Source organism: Microbacterium sp. UBA3486, assembly GCF_002377845.1.
Classification (GTDB): domain Bacteria; phylum Actinomycetota; class Actinomycetes; order Actinomycetales; family Microbacteriaceae; genus Microbacterium; species Microbacterium maritypicum_A.
On record NZ_DFQP01000066.1, the window covers coordinates 1 to 15,227 of the forward strand.

The 15,227-nt window shown below is 68.1% G+C and carries 13 protein-coding genes and 1 tRNA gene; 11 read left to right on the forward strand and 3 right to left on the reverse strand.

The features are described 5' to 3' along the window. The first annotated feature begins 245 nt into the window (after positions 1 to 245). Complete coding sequence (locus B2869_RS09305) at positions 246 to 938, forward strand: DUF2520 domain-containing protein (protein WP_167254691.1); 693 nt, start codon at positions 246 to 248, stop codon at positions 936 to 938. A gap of 41 nt (positions 939 to 979) precedes the next feature. Here the strand turns inward: B2869_RS09305 and B2869_RS09310 are convergent, their stop codons facing one another. Next, on the reverse strand, positions 980 to 2,857 hold the full coding sequence (locus tag B2869_RS09310) for a DUF2207 family protein (protein ID WP_292765485.1): 1,878 nt from the start codon (positions 2,855 to 2,857) through the stop codon (positions 980 to 982). An 80-nt stretch (positions 2,858 to 2,937) separates the two neighbouring features. Between B2869_RS09310 and lysS the strand changes: the two genes are divergently transcribed. Then, positions 2,938 to 4,470: a lysine--tRNA ligase gene (lysS, locus tag B2869_RS09315; RefSeq protein WP_292765487.1), complete on the forward strand. Its 1,533-nt coding sequence runs from the start codon at positions 2,938 to 2,940 to the stop codon at positions 4,468 to 4,470. A gap of 15 nt (positions 4,471 to 4,485) precedes the next feature. Here the strand turns inward: lysS and B2869_RS09320 are convergent, their stop codons facing one another. Continuing rightward, positions 4,486 to 5,604, reverse strand: a complete 1,119-nt coding sequence (locus tag B2869_RS09320) for a DUF4192 family protein (RefSeq protein WP_292765490.1) — start codon at positions 5,602 to 5,604, stop codon at positions 4,486 to 4,488. A gap of 112 nt (positions 5,605 to 5,716) precedes the next feature. On the opposite strand from B2869_RS09320, the gene B2869_RS09325 reads away from it, so the two are divergent. From B2869_RS09325 to B2869_RS09335, 3 genes are all read left to right on the forward strand, one after another. Continuing rightward, positions 5,717 to 5,890, forward strand: a complete 174-nt coding sequence (locus B2869_RS09325; RefSeq protein WP_021198192.1) for a hypothetical protein — start codon at positions 5,717 to 5,719, stop codon at positions 5,888 to 5,890. A gap of 86 nt (positions 5,891 to 5,976) precedes the next feature. After that, entirely contained in the window at positions 5,977 to 7,437 is a 1,461-nt protein-coding gene (gene cls / locus B2869_RS09330; RefSeq protein WP_021198191.1) for a cardiolipin synthase, read from the forward strand. A 47-nt stretch (positions 7,438 to 7,484) separates the two neighbouring features. Continuing rightward, on the forward strand, positions 7,485 to 8,213 hold the full coding sequence (locus tag B2869_RS09335; RefSeq protein WP_292765495.1) for a hypothetical protein: 729 nt from the start codon (positions 7,485 to 7,487) through the stop codon (positions 8,211 to 8,213). A gap of 19 nt (positions 8,214 to 8,232) precedes the next feature. On the opposite strand, the gene B2869_RS09340 is transcribed toward B2869_RS09335, so the two are convergent. Continuing rightward, the gene (locus tag B2869_RS09340) at positions 8,233 to 9,231 is read right to left on the reverse strand and encodes a diacylglycerol/lipid kinase family protein (RefSeq protein WP_292765498.1); all 999 of its coding nucleotides are present in this window, start codon (positions 9,229 to 9,231) and stop codon (positions 8,233 to 8,235) included. A 105-nt stretch (positions 9,232 to 9,336) separates the two neighbouring features. Here B2869_RS09340 and serS point away from each other — a divergent pair, with 105 nt between their 5' ends. The 6 genes from serS to B2869_RS09370 form a co-directional block, all read left to right on the forward strand. Next, positions 9,337 to 10,653 carry a serine--tRNA ligase gene (gene serS / locus B2869_RS09345; protein ID WP_292765501.1) on the forward strand — a complete coding sequence of 439 codons (1,317 nt, stop codon included), beginning with the start codon at positions 9,337 to 9,339 and terminating at the stop codon, positions 10,651 to 10,653. Beyond that, positions 10,650 to 11,471 (forward strand): HAD family hydrolase, encoded by an 822-nt coding sequence (locus B2869_RS09350; RefSeq protein WP_292765504.1) that lies wholly within the window; start codon positions 10,650 to 10,652, stop codon positions 11,469 to 11,471. Before serS ends, B2869_RS09350 begins: the two co-directional genes overlap by 4 nt. Positions 11,472 to 11,513: 42 nt before the next feature. Further along, positions 11,514 to 11,598 (forward strand) — tRNA-Ser (locus B2869_RS09355). Positions 11,599 to 11,647: 49 nt separating this feature from the next. After that, the gene (locus B2869_RS09360) at positions 11,648 to 12,889 is read left to right on the forward strand and encodes an LCP family protein (RefSeq protein WP_292765506.1); all 1,242 of its coding nucleotides are present in this window, start codon (positions 11,648 to 11,650) and stop codon (positions 12,887 to 12,889) included. A gap of 63 nt (positions 12,890 to 12,952) precedes the next feature. Then, positions 12,953 to 13,957 carry a LacI family DNA-binding transcriptional regulator gene (locus B2869_RS09365; RefSeq protein WP_292765508.1) on the forward strand — a complete coding sequence of 335 codons (1,005 nt, stop codon included), beginning with the start codon at positions 12,953 to 12,955 and terminating at the stop codon, positions 13,955 to 13,957. A 186-nt stretch (positions 13,958 to 14,143) separates the two neighbouring features. Then, positions 14,144 to 15,227 (forward strand): alpha-amylase family glycosyl hydrolase (locus B2869_RS09370; RefSeq protein ID WP_292765511.1); only part of this gene is annotated, 1,084 nt, incomplete at its 3' end.

Consider the following 15,227-nt stretch of genomic DNA (forward strand, 5'->3'; position numbering starts at 1 on the left):
TGCACCGCCGGTCGACACGCCGGCGCCTCCGGTGCTTCCGCCGGCATCTCCGGCGGGACCGCCTTCGGGTGTACCGGTCGCTCCGCCGGCGCCCCCGGTGCTTCCGCCGGTCGGACCGCCCGCGGCTCCACCGGCAGCACCCGCGGAGAACGCTCCGGAGGGTCCACAGGTGCCTCCGAACGTCCCGGCTGCTCCGCCGGCAGCTCCTCCCGCACCCCCGCTGCTCCGGCGGACGAGGCGCGACGATGGCGCGTGACGGACGCCTCGGCGTCGGCATCATCGGGGCAGGGCGCGTAGGGCCGGTCGTCGGGGCGGCGCTCGGCGGTGCAGGACATGCCGTGATCGGGATCACCAGCGGATCCGACGACGAACGCGCCTCGGCCGTGCTGCCGGACGTGCCGGTTCTCGATGCCCTGGAGGTCGTGCGTCGCGCCGAGCTCGTGATCATCGCGGTACCCAGCGAGCAGCTGCCGTCGCTCGTCGCGGGCATCGCCGAGGTGGGCGGCTGGCAGATCGGCCAGCTCGTGCTGCACACCGACCCCGGCTACGGCATCGACGTGCTGCGCCCGGCAGCCGAACGCGGGGCGATCCCCCTCGCCGTGCATCCCGCGATCACCTTCACAGGGACGTCGATCGACCTTCGGCAGCTGCATGCCGGGTTCGCCGCGGTGACCGCGCCGGTCGCCGTGCTGCCGATCGCCCAGGCCCTCGCCGTGGAGATGGGGTGCGAGCCCGTCGTGATCGCGGAGGCGGATCGCCCGGCCTACGCCGATGCGATCGCGACAGCCACCGAGTTCTCGCGGTCGATCATCGGACAGTCGACCGCGCGACTACGGGAGATCGGCGTGGAGAACCCCGGCGGCTACCTCTCGGCGTTGGTGCAGTCGACCGTCGAGCGAGCGCTGCGCGAAGCCTCCGACGCGCCCCCGTTGATCTGAAGCTTCCGCGGCGGTACCCCGGATGCGGGCGCCAGTGGGACTCACCGTCCGCCGGAGAAGCCGCCGCCTCCGCCGCCTCCGGAGAACCCGCCGCCGAATGACCCTCCGGCACTCGACGAAGAGCCCGCCGAGGGGGCCGAGTACGTCGCGGCGGAGTGCGACGATGCCACGAACGAGGCGAGCTGCGTCCGGAGTGCGAACGATGCCGGGTCGCCGATCCAGGATGCGCCGCGCTCCGCATTCGCGTAGGCCTTCTCGAGCACATCACCCCACTCGCGTTCCATCCCGAACAGGATCGCGTAGGGGAGAAGCCGTTCGTACACGTGGATGACATCGGCGGTGCCGTCGGCGCGACGTTCGGCTCCGGTGTACGACTGGAGCATGCGCAGGCGATCGGCGTCGGCGACCCGGATGAACTCCTTCACTCCCTGCAGATACTCGTAGGTGCGTGCGCCTTCGACGGTGAGCACCGTGTGCTTCGAGAACGGATAGACGCTGGAGAGCAGCACGAGGAAAGCCCCGATGGAGATCACGACGAGTGCAGGGATCGCGGACAGGCGTCCGCTGGCGGCGCTCCAGATCCCGAACGCCAAGCCGGCGACGGCGAGGCCGATCGCACACCACTGCAGGATCACAGCACTTCGACTGCGTGCCATCTCGGTGAGTCCGCGGCTCTGCGCCTCGGTCGTGCCTCTGTGCTGGAGCGCCGTCATCCGCGCTGCGAAGGCTTCGTCGGCGGCGGGGAGATCGACCACCCCGTCGGCGTCCGCATCGAGGAAGAGCGCTTCGAGGGCGTCGACGTCGAGCTGGTCGGGGCTGTGTGCCTCGCCGAGACGACGAACGCGCGGCTCGTCTTCCTCCGTCCCCTCTTCGATGCGCAGCATGCCGCGGACGGCGAGGTGCACGATCTCGGACGGGATCACGTCTTCTGCCCCGGGAACGACGGCAGCGGCGAGCAGCGGGGGCAGCGAGTCCGGCACGTCGTACTGGGCGACCACGATGCCGGTAGCGGCTCGCCGTCTGCGCGCGAAGGCCGACACCGCCACCCAGCTGCCGGCGGCGAGTCCGAGAGCGCCGACCGCGGCGGCGATCGGTGCGACGTCGGCGACCGGATCCGGTGTGCGGGCGAGCGGCTGCGTGGCCGTGCCCGGTTCGAAACCGATGGCCACCGTCACCCCGTCGCCGGCGGGACGAGACCCCGATCCGACACGGAAGGTCGCGCCGCGGCCGTCGGTGGTCGGACCCTCCAGCTCGCACTCCTCCTTCGAGCCGGGAGGGCCGGTGTAGCAGCGGGTGGCGCCGTCGAGTGCGCTGCTCATCGCAGGATCGAACACGATCTCGGCGCGGAACCGGTCGATGGGCTGCGTGCTGTCGAGGGGGAGCAGGTCCCAGTAGAACTCGTCTGCCGGGGGAGCGGACGACTCCTCGGAACGATCGGTCGCGAGGATCACGTCGCGCATCTCGTACTCGATGACGTAGGTGGTGAGACCCCGCACGAAGTCGTCGTCGTTACCCGTCAGCACGTAGAGGAGCCCGTCCTCCTCGTCCGTCTCGTAGGGCACGTCCGCCCCGTTGCCGTCGGTGACGGACAGGATCGTCGTCTCGATGCTCGCCCCTTCGTATGAAGTCGCGAGTCCGCGGACGATGCCGCGATTCTGGTCGACGTCGGGGAAGCGGGCCACGAGGGTCTCCGTCACGCGCATGCGGGCGCGGCCCTCGTCGTCGAGACCGATCTCGTAGAAGGCATCCCACGAGCTGTAGGAGAAATCGTCGACATCGATGGGGACGTCCGCGGGCCGGGACGCAGCCAGGTGCGACGCGGGCCCGTCGGACGCGGCCTGCGCAGCGGCAGGGGCGAGGACCGCCACCATCGCGAGGGAGAGGGCAGCGAACGCGCGGAGGATCCGTGTGTGGGCCATTCTTCGAGGCTACCCAGCGTGCGCCAAACAGCGGGATGCCGCCTCGGTAAACTGGGAGGGACTTCCAAGGAGCCCCCCACATGACTGACGCGTCCGCCGCGCCCGAATCGGCCTCGACCGACCCTTCCCTCGAAGAGGACGTCCACGAGCAGAAGGCCGTGCGCCTCGCCAAGCGCGAGCGCCTGATCGAGAAGCGGGCGGATGCGGGCGGCGGGGCGTTCCCGGTCGCCGTTCCCGTCACGCACACGATTCCCGCGCTGCGCGCCGAGTACGGCGAGCTCGAGGCCGGCTCCGAAACCGGTGTCATCGTGGGGGTCGCGGGTCGTGTGGTGTTCAGTCGCAACACCGGCAAGCTCTGCTTCGCCACTCTGCAGGCGGGTGACGGCTCGCGCATCCAGGCCATGATCTCCCTGGCGAACGTCGGCGAGGAGTCGCTGGCCGACTGGAAGGAGTACGTCGACCTGGGGGACCACGTCTTCGTGCACGGCGAAGTCATCTCCAGTCGCCGCGGCGAGCTGTCGGTCATGGCCGACGACTGGACGATCGCGGCGAAGGCGATCCTGCCGCTCCCCAACGCCTACTCCGAACTCAGCGAGGAGGGCCGCGTGCGCAGCCGCTACCTCGACCTGATCGTGCGCGAGCAGGCGCGTACGACGGTCCGCGCGCGCGCCGCCGTGAATGCGAGCCTGCGTTCGACCTTCACCAGCCATGACTACCTCGAGGTGGAGACCCCGATGCTGCAGGTGCAGCACGGCGGGGCCTCTGCCCGCCCGTTCATCACGCACTCGAACGCGTTCGACACCGAGCTGTACCTGCGCATCGCACCCGAGCTGTACCTCAAGCGCGCGGTCGTCGGCGGTATCGAACGGGTCTACGAGATCAACCGGAACTTCCGCAACGAGGGGGCGGACTCCACTCACAGCCCTGAGTTCGCGATGCTGGAGGCCTACCAGGCGTACGGCGACTACAACCAGATGGCCGCCCTCACACAGGAGCTCGTGCAGAACGCGGCGATCGCCGTCGCCGGATCCACGACCGTGACCTGGGCCGACGGCACCGAGTATGAGCTCGGCGGCGAGTGGGACCGCATCTCGATGTATGAGTCGCTGTCGGCCGCATCCGGGCGCACCATCACCCCGCAGGACTCGGTCGAAGACCTGATCGCGTTCGCCGAGGCCAACGATGTCGATCTGCCTCCGCAGGCCACTCACGGCAAGCTCGTCGAGGAGCTGTGGGAGCATTTCGTGAAGGGCGACCTCGTGCGCCCCACGTTCGTGATGGATTTCCCCGTCGACACGTCGCCCCTGGTCCGTGAACACCGCTCGATCGCGGGTGTCGTGGAGAAGTGGGATCTGTACATCCGTGGGTTCGAGCTGGCGACCGGGTACTCCGAACTGGTCGACCCCGTGATCCAACGCGAGCGATTCGTCGAACAGGCCAAGCTCGCCGCACGCGGTGACGTCGAGGCGATGCCGGTCGACGAAGAGTTCCTGCGGGCCCTCGAGCACGGCATGCCGCCGTCCGGCGGGATGGGCATGGGGATCGACCGCTTGCTGATGGCGATCACCGGCCTGGGCATTCGTGAGACCATCCTGTTCCCCCTGGTCAAGTAGCACGATCACCGACGGTCACTGCGCCGAGTGGCGACGGAACGCCCACTCCGGCAGCATCGCTCCGCCGATCATCGTCTCCAGGAGTGCGGCCAGTGAATAGTGCGGGTCGATCTCTCGCACCATCTCGAGGTATCGGCCCGAGTGGCTGGCGCGTCCCAGAGCCCACGACAACCACGCCGCCACGGTGAGGGGTGCGGATCGCGAGAGCCTCGGTGCCCGTGCCGCCGCTTCGCGTGCGGCGGTGAGAGCGCGTCGGAGGCGGTCGGTGTCGGGAGTGGGGCCGCGCCCGAGGAACACCGCGCCCACCTCGTCGGGGATCATCACCCCGGATTCGGCGAACGCGGTCTGTGCAGCGAGGGTGCGCACGCCGCCTGCCAGGTCGGTCGCCCACTGAGCGATGGCCACGTCCCGCAAGAGGGGCTGCCCGAGGCACCACAGGAGCGTGGCCGTCGCGAACGGGGGCAGAGCGTCGGGTGCCGCCAGCACCGACTCGAAGAAGGCCGGAACGTCGTCGAGCAGGACGAGCGCGGCGATGAGCTGCGGATCATCCCGACTCGCCACTGGACCTCGACCCTTCCGATCGAGGAACGCCGTGAGCTCGATCGACGCGGTGCCCACGCGTTCCTTCTCGGCGAGATCGACGTGCGGGAGATCCGCCCCGACGCTCTGGTCTCCGGACACGTCGGTCGACAGCGGTAGATCGGCGGGAGTACGGATCTGCGCCAACGGTCCCAGCTGGGGCTTCTCGTCGAGGTAGCTCGACCACCCGGAAGGGGTCACGCAGAGAGCGTCGACGATGCGGAGGCCCGCCTCCTCTGCGCACCCCAACAGCTCGTCGACGGCGACCGCGTGGGGGAGGACGAGACCGTCTCGCGTCGGGTGCGACTCCTCATCGGTGTAGACGACGACAGCGACGGCATCCGTCGCTGTGACGCGGGCGACGAGGCCGACGGCGGCGTCGGCATAGACCTCGAGGTCGGCCTTCTCCTGCGGGAGGTCGAGACGCATGGCTCCGTCGGTGCGGCTGCCTCGGAAAGGGAGGAGCACGATGCTCCGACGGGGCGTGAAGCCCGCGAGGGACGGGACGATGCCGAGGAAAGCGGCGGAATCGGTGGCGCGGAGAACTGTTGTCATCCCGAGAGTGTCGTCGAGGGCGACGCCCGCCGAGCGCGAAAGAGGACCCTGTGGACGGAGTTCCTGTGAACGCCGAAATGTGCACGAACAGTGGCTCGCGTACCATGGGGTGATGGACAACTTCTGGCTCGCCGCGGCATGGTCGCTTCTGCCGACCGTCGGGGTGAGCATCGTGTTCTTCCTCGTGGTCCGCGGCATCCTCCGCTTCGACCGGACCGAGCGCAAGGTGCACGCGCAGATCGAGGCTGAGGAGCGCGCCGCGCGAGGCCTCCCGCCGCGCGCCTGAGTCCGACCCATCGGCTACTGTGAAGCCAGCGCACCTGTTCGGGTGCGCCTCGGCTGTGATGGTCACTGCGGTGGCGAGGGGGCACGATGACTGCGGAGACCTGGGGATGGTGGATCGCCGCCTTCCTCGTGGTGCTCGACATCATCATCCGTGTCACGGCCATCATCGTCATCCCCCGCAACAGGCGTCCGACGGCGGCGATGGCATGGCTGCTGGCCGTGTTCTTCATACCGTTCGTCGGTGTCTTCCTGTTCCTCGTGATCGGCAACCCGCGCCTTCCCCGCGCGCGTCGGCGTAAACAGGATCAGATCAACGAGTACATCGCCGAGACCAGCGAGCACCTGCATTTCGGCACGCTCCGGCCGAACGCGCCCGCGTGGTTCGGGCCGATCGTGCAGATGAATCAGAAGCTCGGCGCCCTCCCGCTCTCGGGCGACAACGGCGCCCACCTCATCTCGGACTACCAGGAGTCCCTCGATGAGATGGCGCAGGCGATCCGCACGGCGCAGGAGTATGTGCACGTCGAGTTCTACATCCTGCAGTCCGACACGTCGACCGACAACTTCTTCCGGGCGCTGGAAGAGGTCTGCGCCCGTGGTGTCGAGGTCCGCGTGCTCCTGGACCACTGGGCCAACCGTGGCAAGCCCCGCTACAAGCAGACCATCGCGCGCCTCAATGCGATGGGCGCCGACTGGCACCTGATGCTCCCGGTGCAGCCGCTCAAGGGCAAGATGCAGCGCCCCGATCTGCGCAACCACCGCAAGCTCCTCGTCGTCGACGGCAACATCGCGTTCCTCGGATCGCAGAACATCACCGATTCGACCTACAACCTGCCGAAGAACATCAAGCGCGGTCTGCACTGGGTCGACCTGATGGTGCGTCTGGACGGCCCGGTCGTGCTGAGCGTGAACGCGATCTTCGTCGCGGACTGGTACAGCGAGACCGACACCGTCCTCGAGGGCATCGACATCGCTCACGCGAACATCGGCTCCGGCGACCTCGACTGCCAAGTCGTCCCGTCCGGCCCCGGTTTCGAGGTCGAGAACAACCTCCGGCTCTTCCTCAGCCTGCTCTATGCGGCGAAGAAGAAGATCATGATCGTCAGCCCCTACTTCGTCCCGGACGAGGCGCTGCTGCTCGCGGTCACCGCGGCCGTGGACCGCGGCGTGCACGTCGAGCTGTTCGTGTCGGAAGAGGGCGACCAGGCGATGGTGTACCACGCCCAGCGCAGCTACTATGAGGTGCTGCTCAAGGCCGGAGTCCGCATCTGGATGTATCGCAAGCCGTACATCCTGCACACCAAGACGCTGACCATCGACGATGAGGTCGCTGTGATCGGATCGAGCAACATGGACATGCGCTCCTTCGGTCTGAACCTCGAGGTCTCGATGCTGGTGCGGGGCGAGGAATTCGTCGCCGAGATGCGCGAGGTCGAAGACAAGTACCGCTCGCTCAGCCGAGAGCTGACGCTGGAGGAGTGGATGCAGCAGCCGCTTCGTTCGACGGTGCTCGACAACCTCGCCCGCCTCACCTCCGCGCTGCAGTAGGCGACGCAGGCTATCCGCACGAACTTCGTGAGGGCTACCCTGTGACCATGACCTCCGCACTTCGTCCTCTCGTTTCCGTCATGGGCGTCGTCGCCGCTGCGCTCCTCATCGCAGGGTGCACTGCCGGTCCGGGCGCGCAGACGCCGACCAGCTCTCCAGCCCCGAGCGCCGGCGCCATCGACGATCAGAACGACGTCGAGGGTGCACTGCTCGACGAAGGACGCATGTTCGCCGTGATCACGGTGGGCTCCTCCACCTGCGTGCCGCAGGTCGACCAGGTCACCGCGGAAGGGCAGACCGTGACCGTCACCCTCGTCGACGCGGAGGGCGAGGCTTCGAAGCCTTGCACGAAGGATCTCGCGCCGCGCGCGAGCCTCGGCGCGCTGCCGGAAGGCGTGGACCCGAAGGCCGACATCACCGTGAACGTCACCTACGGTGACATCACCGACGATGTGGACCTCGACGGCGACCCGGCGGCGACGGGCACGCCGGGGACGCCCACCGAGTACCTGCCGTCGGCCGGCTGGTTCGACGACGGCGGCCTCGTTCTGCTGACCTGGGGATCCTCGTCCTGCCCGCCGGTCGTCGACACGCTGGAGGGCTCGGGGAACGCCGGGACCGCGACGTTCGTGACCGACGCGAACCAGGTGTGCACGATGGACATGGGACCGCGTGCGACCATCCTCTCCTTCGGCGACGACACGGTCGACGATGAGGCGGCCTTCACACTGACCCTCGTCGGCGGCGGGCTCGACGGCACGGTCGAGGTCCGCTGAGCGTCAGGAGGCGCGGCTCTCAGAGGATGTGCACCGGGTGGCCTGACGGCAGTGCCAGGAGCAGAGCCCCGGGATCAGCCCAGCAGGTGATGCGCACTGCTTCGCCGAACTCGTCGCCGTCGAGCTCGATCGGGATGGGCTCGGGCGCTGCGGCTTCTGCGGCGGCTCCACGGAAGTAGTGCACCGAGGCGTTCTTACCGCGGTGCTCGAGTACCCGGCGTCCAGCGCGGAAGCGGTGGAGCACGGAGTTGTCCCACCAGATCTTCCGCCAGACCCCGAACCAGCCGAACATGCCGGTCGGCTGGATGACGGCGACGTCGAGGGCGGCATCGGTGATCGATGCGTCGGGGATCAGGGAGATACCGGCGGGGAGAGTCCCGCAGTTCGCGAAGAGCAGGCTGTACGCGCGGTGCGAGTGCAGGCGTCCGTCATCGACCTGGTAGACCGCCCGGAACGGCTTCGCACGCGGCAGCGAGCGGGCGGCGCCGTCGACGTACGCGATCCATCCCACGGACTTCTTCAGGTCGGAGCGGGTGTTCGCGATCATGTCGGCGTCGAGCCCCATGCCCGCCAGCACCACGAAGGCGTGTTGGGCCTCCTCGCCGTCCTGCCGCGTGAGGCGCGCCCAGCCGATGTCGATCGGATGCCGGAAGTCGCCGAGTGCGGCGCGGATCATCTCTGTCGGATCACCGAGCGGGAGTCCGAGATTGCGGGCCAACAGGTTTCCGGTGCCGCTGGGCAGGATCGCCAACGGCACCCCGCTGTTCGCGATCGCCTCGGACACCGCCCGCACCGTGCCATCGCCGCCGGCGACCAGCACGACGTCCACCCCGCGCTCGAGAGCCTGCGCAGTGGCGAGCTGCCCGGCATCCTCGATCGTCGTGGGATAGAACGCCGGATGCGCCCATCCCGCTTCGCGCGAGAGGTCGCGCACTGTGGCGCGGAGATGCTTGCCGTCGACCTTGATGGGGTTGTAGACGAGCGCCGCCTGTCGCTGGACGGGTGCGCTGGATGTCATGGCGCTACTCTAAACCGGGAAAGACCCGCCCCGTCGATCCGGAGCAGGGGACTCCTGGCGGTCCGCGCATCCGGCGCGCCCGGGCGTTCACCGTAGACTTGGTGGATGATCGACCTCGCACTCCTCCGCGAAAACCCGGAGATCGTCCGCCGTTCGCAGACTGCTCGTGGAAACGACCAGAGCACCGTCGACGTCGCTCTCGAGGCCGATCGATCGCGCAGGTCCGCGCTGTCCGCTTTCGAAGAGCTGCGCGCCGAGCAGAACGCCTTCGGCAAGCAGGTCGCCAAGGCCCCCAAGGAGGAGAAGGCGGCGCTGGTCGCGCAGGCGAAAGACCTCGCGGAGCGTGTCAAGCAGGCTCAGCATGCGGCGAACGAGGCCGCGGACGCAGCGGCAGCCGCACTCGCTCGAATCGAGAACGTGGTGATCGACGGTGTCCCCGCCGGCGGCGAGGCAGACTTCGTCGAGCTGCGTCGTGTCGGCGACGTGCCGGCTTTCGATTTCGAGCCGAAGGACCACCTCGAGCTCGGTGAACTCCTCGGTGCGATCGATATGGAACGCGGCGCCAAAGTGTCGGGCGCCCGTTTCTACTTCCTGCGCGGCATCGGCGCGCGCCTCGAGATCGCGTTGATGAACCTGGCGCTCGACAAAGCGCTGCAGAACGGATTCGTGCCGCTGATCACCCCGACGCTCGTTCGTCCGGAGATCATGCAGGGCACCGGGTTCCTCGGCGAGCACGCCGACGAGGTCTACCACCTCGACAAGGATGACGATCTGTACCTGGTGGGCACCAGCGAGGTCGCACTCGCCGGCTACCACAAAGACGAGATCGTCGACCTGTCCGATGGTGCCCTCCGCTATGCCGGCTGGTCGACCTGCTACCGGCGAGAGGCCGGATCGCACGGCAAGGACACCCGCGGCATCATCCGCGTGCACCAGTTCAACAAGCTCGAGATGTTCGTCTACACGACTGCGGAAGAGGCGGAAGCCGAGCACCTGCGCCTCGTCGCGCTGCAGGAGGAGATGCTGACCTCGCTCGGCCTCGCCTACCGAGTGATCGACGTCGCGGCCGGAGACCTCGGATCGAGCGCAGCACGCAAGTACGACATCGAGGCGTGGGTGCCCACGCAGGGCGCGTTCCGTGAACTCACCTCGACCTCGAACTGCACGACCTATCAGGCACGTCGGCTCGACGTGCGTCACCGCCCGGCCGTCGACGCGGCCGACCCCGCGGGGCAGGGCACGGCCAAGACGCAGCACGTGGCTACCCTGAACGGCACTCTTGCCACCACCCGTTGGATCGTCGCCCTGCTCGAGACGCATCAGCAGGCCGACGGCTCGGTGCGCGTGCCGGAGGTTCTGCGGCCGTACCTCGGCGGCCTTGAAGTGATCGAGCCCCTCGCGGACGGGCGGGCCGCTCGATGACAGGACCCTGGCTGGTCGGCCTCGACGTCGACGGGACGATCCTGCTGCAGGACGAGACGATGAGCCCCGGCGTTCCGGAAGCCATCGCTCGGGTGCGCGACGGAGGGAACGTCGTCACCATCGCGACCGGGCGCAGTTGGATGGCCACGCGACGCTATGTCGAGGAGCTCGGCCTGACCGCCGACTACGTGGTGTGCTCCAACGGCGCGGTGACGATGCGGCGCTCCGGCGACGACTGGGAGCGCTGGAACGTCGAGACCTTCGATCCGACCCCGGTCCTCGGCCTGCTGCGCGATCGTCTTCCCGATGCCCGATACATGGTCGAACTCGCGTCGGGCCAGCGGCTGTTCACCGAGCAGCTCGACGACTGGACGCTCGACGGCGGCCGGCAGGTCGACTTCGACGAGCTCGGGGAGCTCCCCGTCTCGCGCATCGTCGTCGTCTCTCCCGGTCACGACGAAGAAGATTTCCACCGTCTGGTGGCGGATGCCGGTCTCAACGAGGTGTCCTACGCGATCGGGTGGACCGCATGGCTCGACATCGCACCCCAGGGTGTCGACAAGGGCACGGCGCTGGAGCAGGTGCGCAGGGAGCTCGGGCTCGAGGAGGGCCGCATCTTCGTCGCCGGCGACGGACGCAACGATATCGGGATGTTCGGCTGGGCGCGCTCGCTCGGCGGACGAGCGGTGGCGATGGGGCAGGCCCCCGACGTGGTGAAGGAAGCGGCGGGGGAGGTCACCGCAGATGTCGTCGACGGCGGCCTCGCGCGGGCACTCGACACGCTTCCAGCCCCCGCCCAGGTCAGCGCAGGAGAATAGAACTCGGCTAGACTCACGCCTGGTCGACAGAAGCATCTGTCGGGAGGGTTGTCCGAGCGGCCGATGGAGCTGGTCTTGAAAACCAGTGGGCAGAGATGTCTCGTGGGTTCGAATCCCACACCCTCCGCATGTGAGCACGGTGCCCCCGCACCGGCGCTTGATCCGAAAGGACCCGAGTGAGCCAGAACACCCGACGCCGTCACACGATCGCGCGCCATGGTCAGCTGGGCACTCCGGGTACCGTCGGCCAGCTGTTGAAGTTCATCGCGATCGGTCTCGCCGTGGTGCTGGTGAGCGGGCTCGGCGTCGGGGCCTACGTCTTCTACGATCTCACGAGCACGGTCTCTGCGAACGCGGTCGAGATCGAAGGACAGGAGCCCATTCCGCCGGACATCGGCGAGTACGAGGCCGGCTTCAACATGGTGCTCACGGGCGTGGACACCTGCGAAGAGAAGTACAAGGACCTCTTCGGTGAACGATGCACCGGAGCTGACGCCGGCGGAACGCTCAACGATGTGAACCTGCTGGTCCACGTCTCGCAGGAGCCGCGCCGCATCACGGTCGTCAGCTTTCCTCGCGACCTGATGGTCCCGATCCCGTCCTGCACTGACAAGAACGGCAACGCCACCTCCGCGATGAGGAAGCAGCCGCTCAACACGGCCTACACCGACGGCGGTCTGAACTGCGTGGTGAAGACGATCTCCGAGCTCACCGATCAGGAGATCCAGTTCGCGGCCGGCGTGACCTTCGGCGGCGTGATCGAGATCACCAATGCGATCGGTGGTGTGGACGTCTGCCTCGCCAACCCGATCAAGGACCGCTACACCGGCCTCGACATGACCGCCGGTACTCACACGATCGAGGGGCTCCAGGCGCTCCAGTTCCTGCGCACACGTCACGGAGTCGGCGACGGCAGCGACCTGGGTCGCATCGGCAACCAGCAGCAGTACATGTCGAGCCTCGCACGCAAGATGATCAGCGGCGACGTGCTCGGAAACGTCCCGGTGATGCTGAAGCTCGCGAACACCGCCATCGAGAACCTCGAGCCGAGCGAGTCGCTGACGAACCCGATGACGCTCGTGCAGATCGCCCTCGCGGTCAAGTCGGTGCCTTTCGAGGACATCGTCTTCGTGCAGTACCCGAACTCGACCGACTCGGCTGATCCGAACAAGGTCGTCCCCAACTACACGGCCGCCTCTGCGCTCTGGGACGCCCTCGAGGCCAACGCGCAGCTGCAGATCACGCACGAGAACAACACCAACGACGGCGTGGTCGTGCAGGAGCCGACGGCACCGGTCGAGGACCCCGCGGCGACACCGGACCCGGCAGCGACTCCCGGCAACGTCGTGGCACTCCCCGATTCGATCAAGGGCAACTCCGCAGCACAGCAGACCTGCTCCAACGGCAACGTCCGCTGACCCCGTCGCGAATACGCGCAAACTGCTTGCGCATTCTTGCAAGAATTTGCATACACTGACTGCATGTCGAAGCGACTGGCAGAGGTTGCCCGCAAAGTAGGAGTGAGCGAGGCGACGGTCAGCCGCGTCCTCAATGAGAAGCCGGGGGTCTCCGAGGCCACTCGACAGGCCGTGCTCACGGCCCTCGATGTGCTCGGCTACGAGCGGCCGACCAAACTCCGAGGCGAGCGTGCCCGCCTCGTCGGGCTCGTTCTCCCCGAACTGCAGAACCCGATCTTTCCCGCGTTCGCCGAGATCGTCGGCGGCGCGCTCACCCAGAACGGCTACACGCCTCTGCTGTGCACCCAGAACGCCGGCGGAGTGACGGAGTCGGACTACGTCGATCTGCTCCTGGCGCAACAGGTCTCGGGTGTGATCTTCCTCGGGGGGAACTACACGCAGGCGGACGCCGCACACGAGCACTACGAGCGGCTGCGCCAGGTGAACCTGCCGACCGTGCTCGTCAACGCCCGCGTCGCCGAGCTGCACTTCGCGACGGTGTCGACCGACGACGCGGCCGCGGCGGAACAGGCCGTGCTGCACGTGCACCAGCTCGGACATCGGAAGATCGGCCTGCTCCTGGGGCCGGAGGATCACGTCCCCTCCCGCCGCAAGCTCGATTCGGCGCGCCGTCTGCTGGATGCGCTCGGGGCACCGCTGTCCGACGAGCTCGTGGTGCGCGGCATGTACTCGCTCGAGTCAGGGCAGGCAGGTGCCTCGCGCCTCTTCGCTGCCGGCGCGACCGCGATCGTGTGCGCGAGCGACCCGATGGCACTCGGGGCCGTACGCGCGGCGCGGCGAGCCGGACTTTCCGTGCCGGGGGACGTGAGCATCGTCGGGTTCGACGACTCGGCGCTGATGAGTTGCACCGAACCTCCGCTGACGACGGTGCGACAACCGATCGAGTCCATGGGGCGCGCCGTGATCGCCCTGCTGCTCGCGCAGATCGCCGGCACGGCCCAGCCGAGCGACGAACTGCTGTTCGAGCCCGAGCTGGTGCTGCGAGCCTCGACGGGCCCGCTGCGTTGATCTGAGCTGCGGACGGCCCCGAGCCGTCCTTGCGCGCGCATGTAAGCCATCGCAATTTTCCAACATTCTGTTTAGTTCTTGCACGGAACGCGCGGAAAAGCTACATTCGACTCATCGCCATCGACGACGAGGAGATCTGTGGACACTGACGTTCTGCGCACGGCGGCACCGGCCCGCACCTTGACGATGCCCGTGGGCGAGGGGTGGTGGCGCACAGCCGTCATCTACCAGGTGTACGTGCGCAGCTTCGCGGACGGCAACGGTGACGGCATCGGAGATCTCGCCGGCGTCCGCTCACGGCTGCCCTACCTGAAGAGCCTCGGCGTCGACGCGCTCTGGTTCACCCCCTGGTACCTGAGCCCGCTCGCGGACGGCGGCTACGACGTACAGGACTACCGCCGCATCGACCCCCGCTTCGGCACCCTCGAAGAGGCGGAGCACCTGATCGCGGAGGCGCTCGAACTCGGCATCCGCACGATCGTCGACATCGTGCCCAACCACATCTCCGATCAGCACGAGTGGTTCCGACAGGCGCTGGCGGCCGGCCCCGGCAGCCCGGAGCGCGAGCGCTTCTGGTTCCACTCCGGTCGGGGCGAGCATGGTGACGGCATCCCGACCAACTGGGTCTCGAGCTTTCAGGGCGAGACCTGGTCGCGCACGCAGAACCCCGACGGCTCCGACGGCGAGTGGTATCTGCACCTGTTCACCCCAGAACAGCCGGACCTGAACTGGAACCATCCGGATGTGCGGCGTGAGCACGAGGACGTCCTGCGATTCTGGTTCGACCGAGGCGTCGCGGGCGTCCGCATCGACTCCGCGGCGCTCCCGGTCAAGGACCCGACTCTTCCCGACCTTCCGCCGGGCTCCGCTCCCACGGTCGGCCACCCGCACATCGACCGCGACGAGCTGCACGACATCTACCGCCACTGGCGGTCCGTCGCGGATGAGTACGACGGCGAAAGGGTGCTCGTCGGCGAGGTGTGGCTCGACGACGCCGAGCGCTTCGCCCGCTATCTGCGCCCCGGCGAGATGCACACGGCTTTCAACTTCGGATTCATGACGCAGCCGTGGAGCGCCAGGGCGATGCGCGACTCGATCACCCGCACGCTCGCCGAACACGCGCCGGTCGGCGCGCCGGCGACCTGGGTGCTCTCGAACCACGACGTCACGCGTCCGGTCACCCGGTACGGACAGGCCGATTCCTCTTTCGCGTTCGAGCGCAAGCGCTTCGGCACCGCGACGGATGCCGTACGCGGCGCGCGCCGCGCTC

Bases quoted from the DNA above. Each gene is read 5' to 3' on its own strand.
- B2869_RS09305 (WP_167254691.1), top strand. From the start codon at position 246: ATGGCGCGTGACGGACGCCTCGGCGTCGGCATCATCGGGGCAGGGCGC.
- B2869_RS09310 (WP_292765485.1), bottom strand. From the start codon at position 2,857: ATGGCCCACACACGGATCCTCCGCGCGTTCGCTGCCCTCTCCCTCGCG.
- lysS (WP_292765487.1), top strand. From the start codon at position 2,938: ATGACTGACGCGTCCGCCGCGCCCGAATCGGCCTCGACCGACCCTTCC.
- B2869_RS09320 (WP_292765490.1), bottom strand. From the start codon at position 5,604: ATGACAACAGTTCTCCGCGCCACCGATTCCGCCGCTTTCCTCGGCATC.
- B2869_RS09325 (WP_021198192.1), top strand. From the start codon at position 5,717: ATGGACAACTTCTGGCTCGCCGCGGCATGGTCGCTTCTGCCGACCGTC.
- cls (WP_021198191.1), top strand. From the start codon at position 5,977: ATGACTGCGGAGACCTGGGGATGGTGGATCGCCGCCTTCCTCGTGGTG.
- B2869_RS09335 (WP_292765495.1), top strand. From the start codon at position 7,485: ATGACCTCCGCACTTCGTCCTCTCGTTTCCGTCATGGGCGTCGTCGCC.
- B2869_RS09340 (WP_292765498.1), bottom strand. From the start codon at position 9,231: ATGACATCCAGCGCACCCGTCCAGCGACAGGCGGCGCTCGTCTACAAC.
- serS (WP_292765501.1), top strand. From the start codon at position 9,337: ATGATCGACCTCGCACTCCTCCGCGAAAACCCGGAGATCGTCCGCCGT.
- B2869_RS09350 (WP_292765504.1), top strand. From the start codon at position 10,650: ATGACAGGACCCTGGCTGGTCGGCCTCGACGTCGACGGGACGATCCTG.
- B2869_RS09365 (WP_292765508.1), top strand. From the start codon at position 12,953: ATGTCGAAGCGACTGGCAGAGGTTGCCCGCAAAGTAGGAGTGAGCGAG.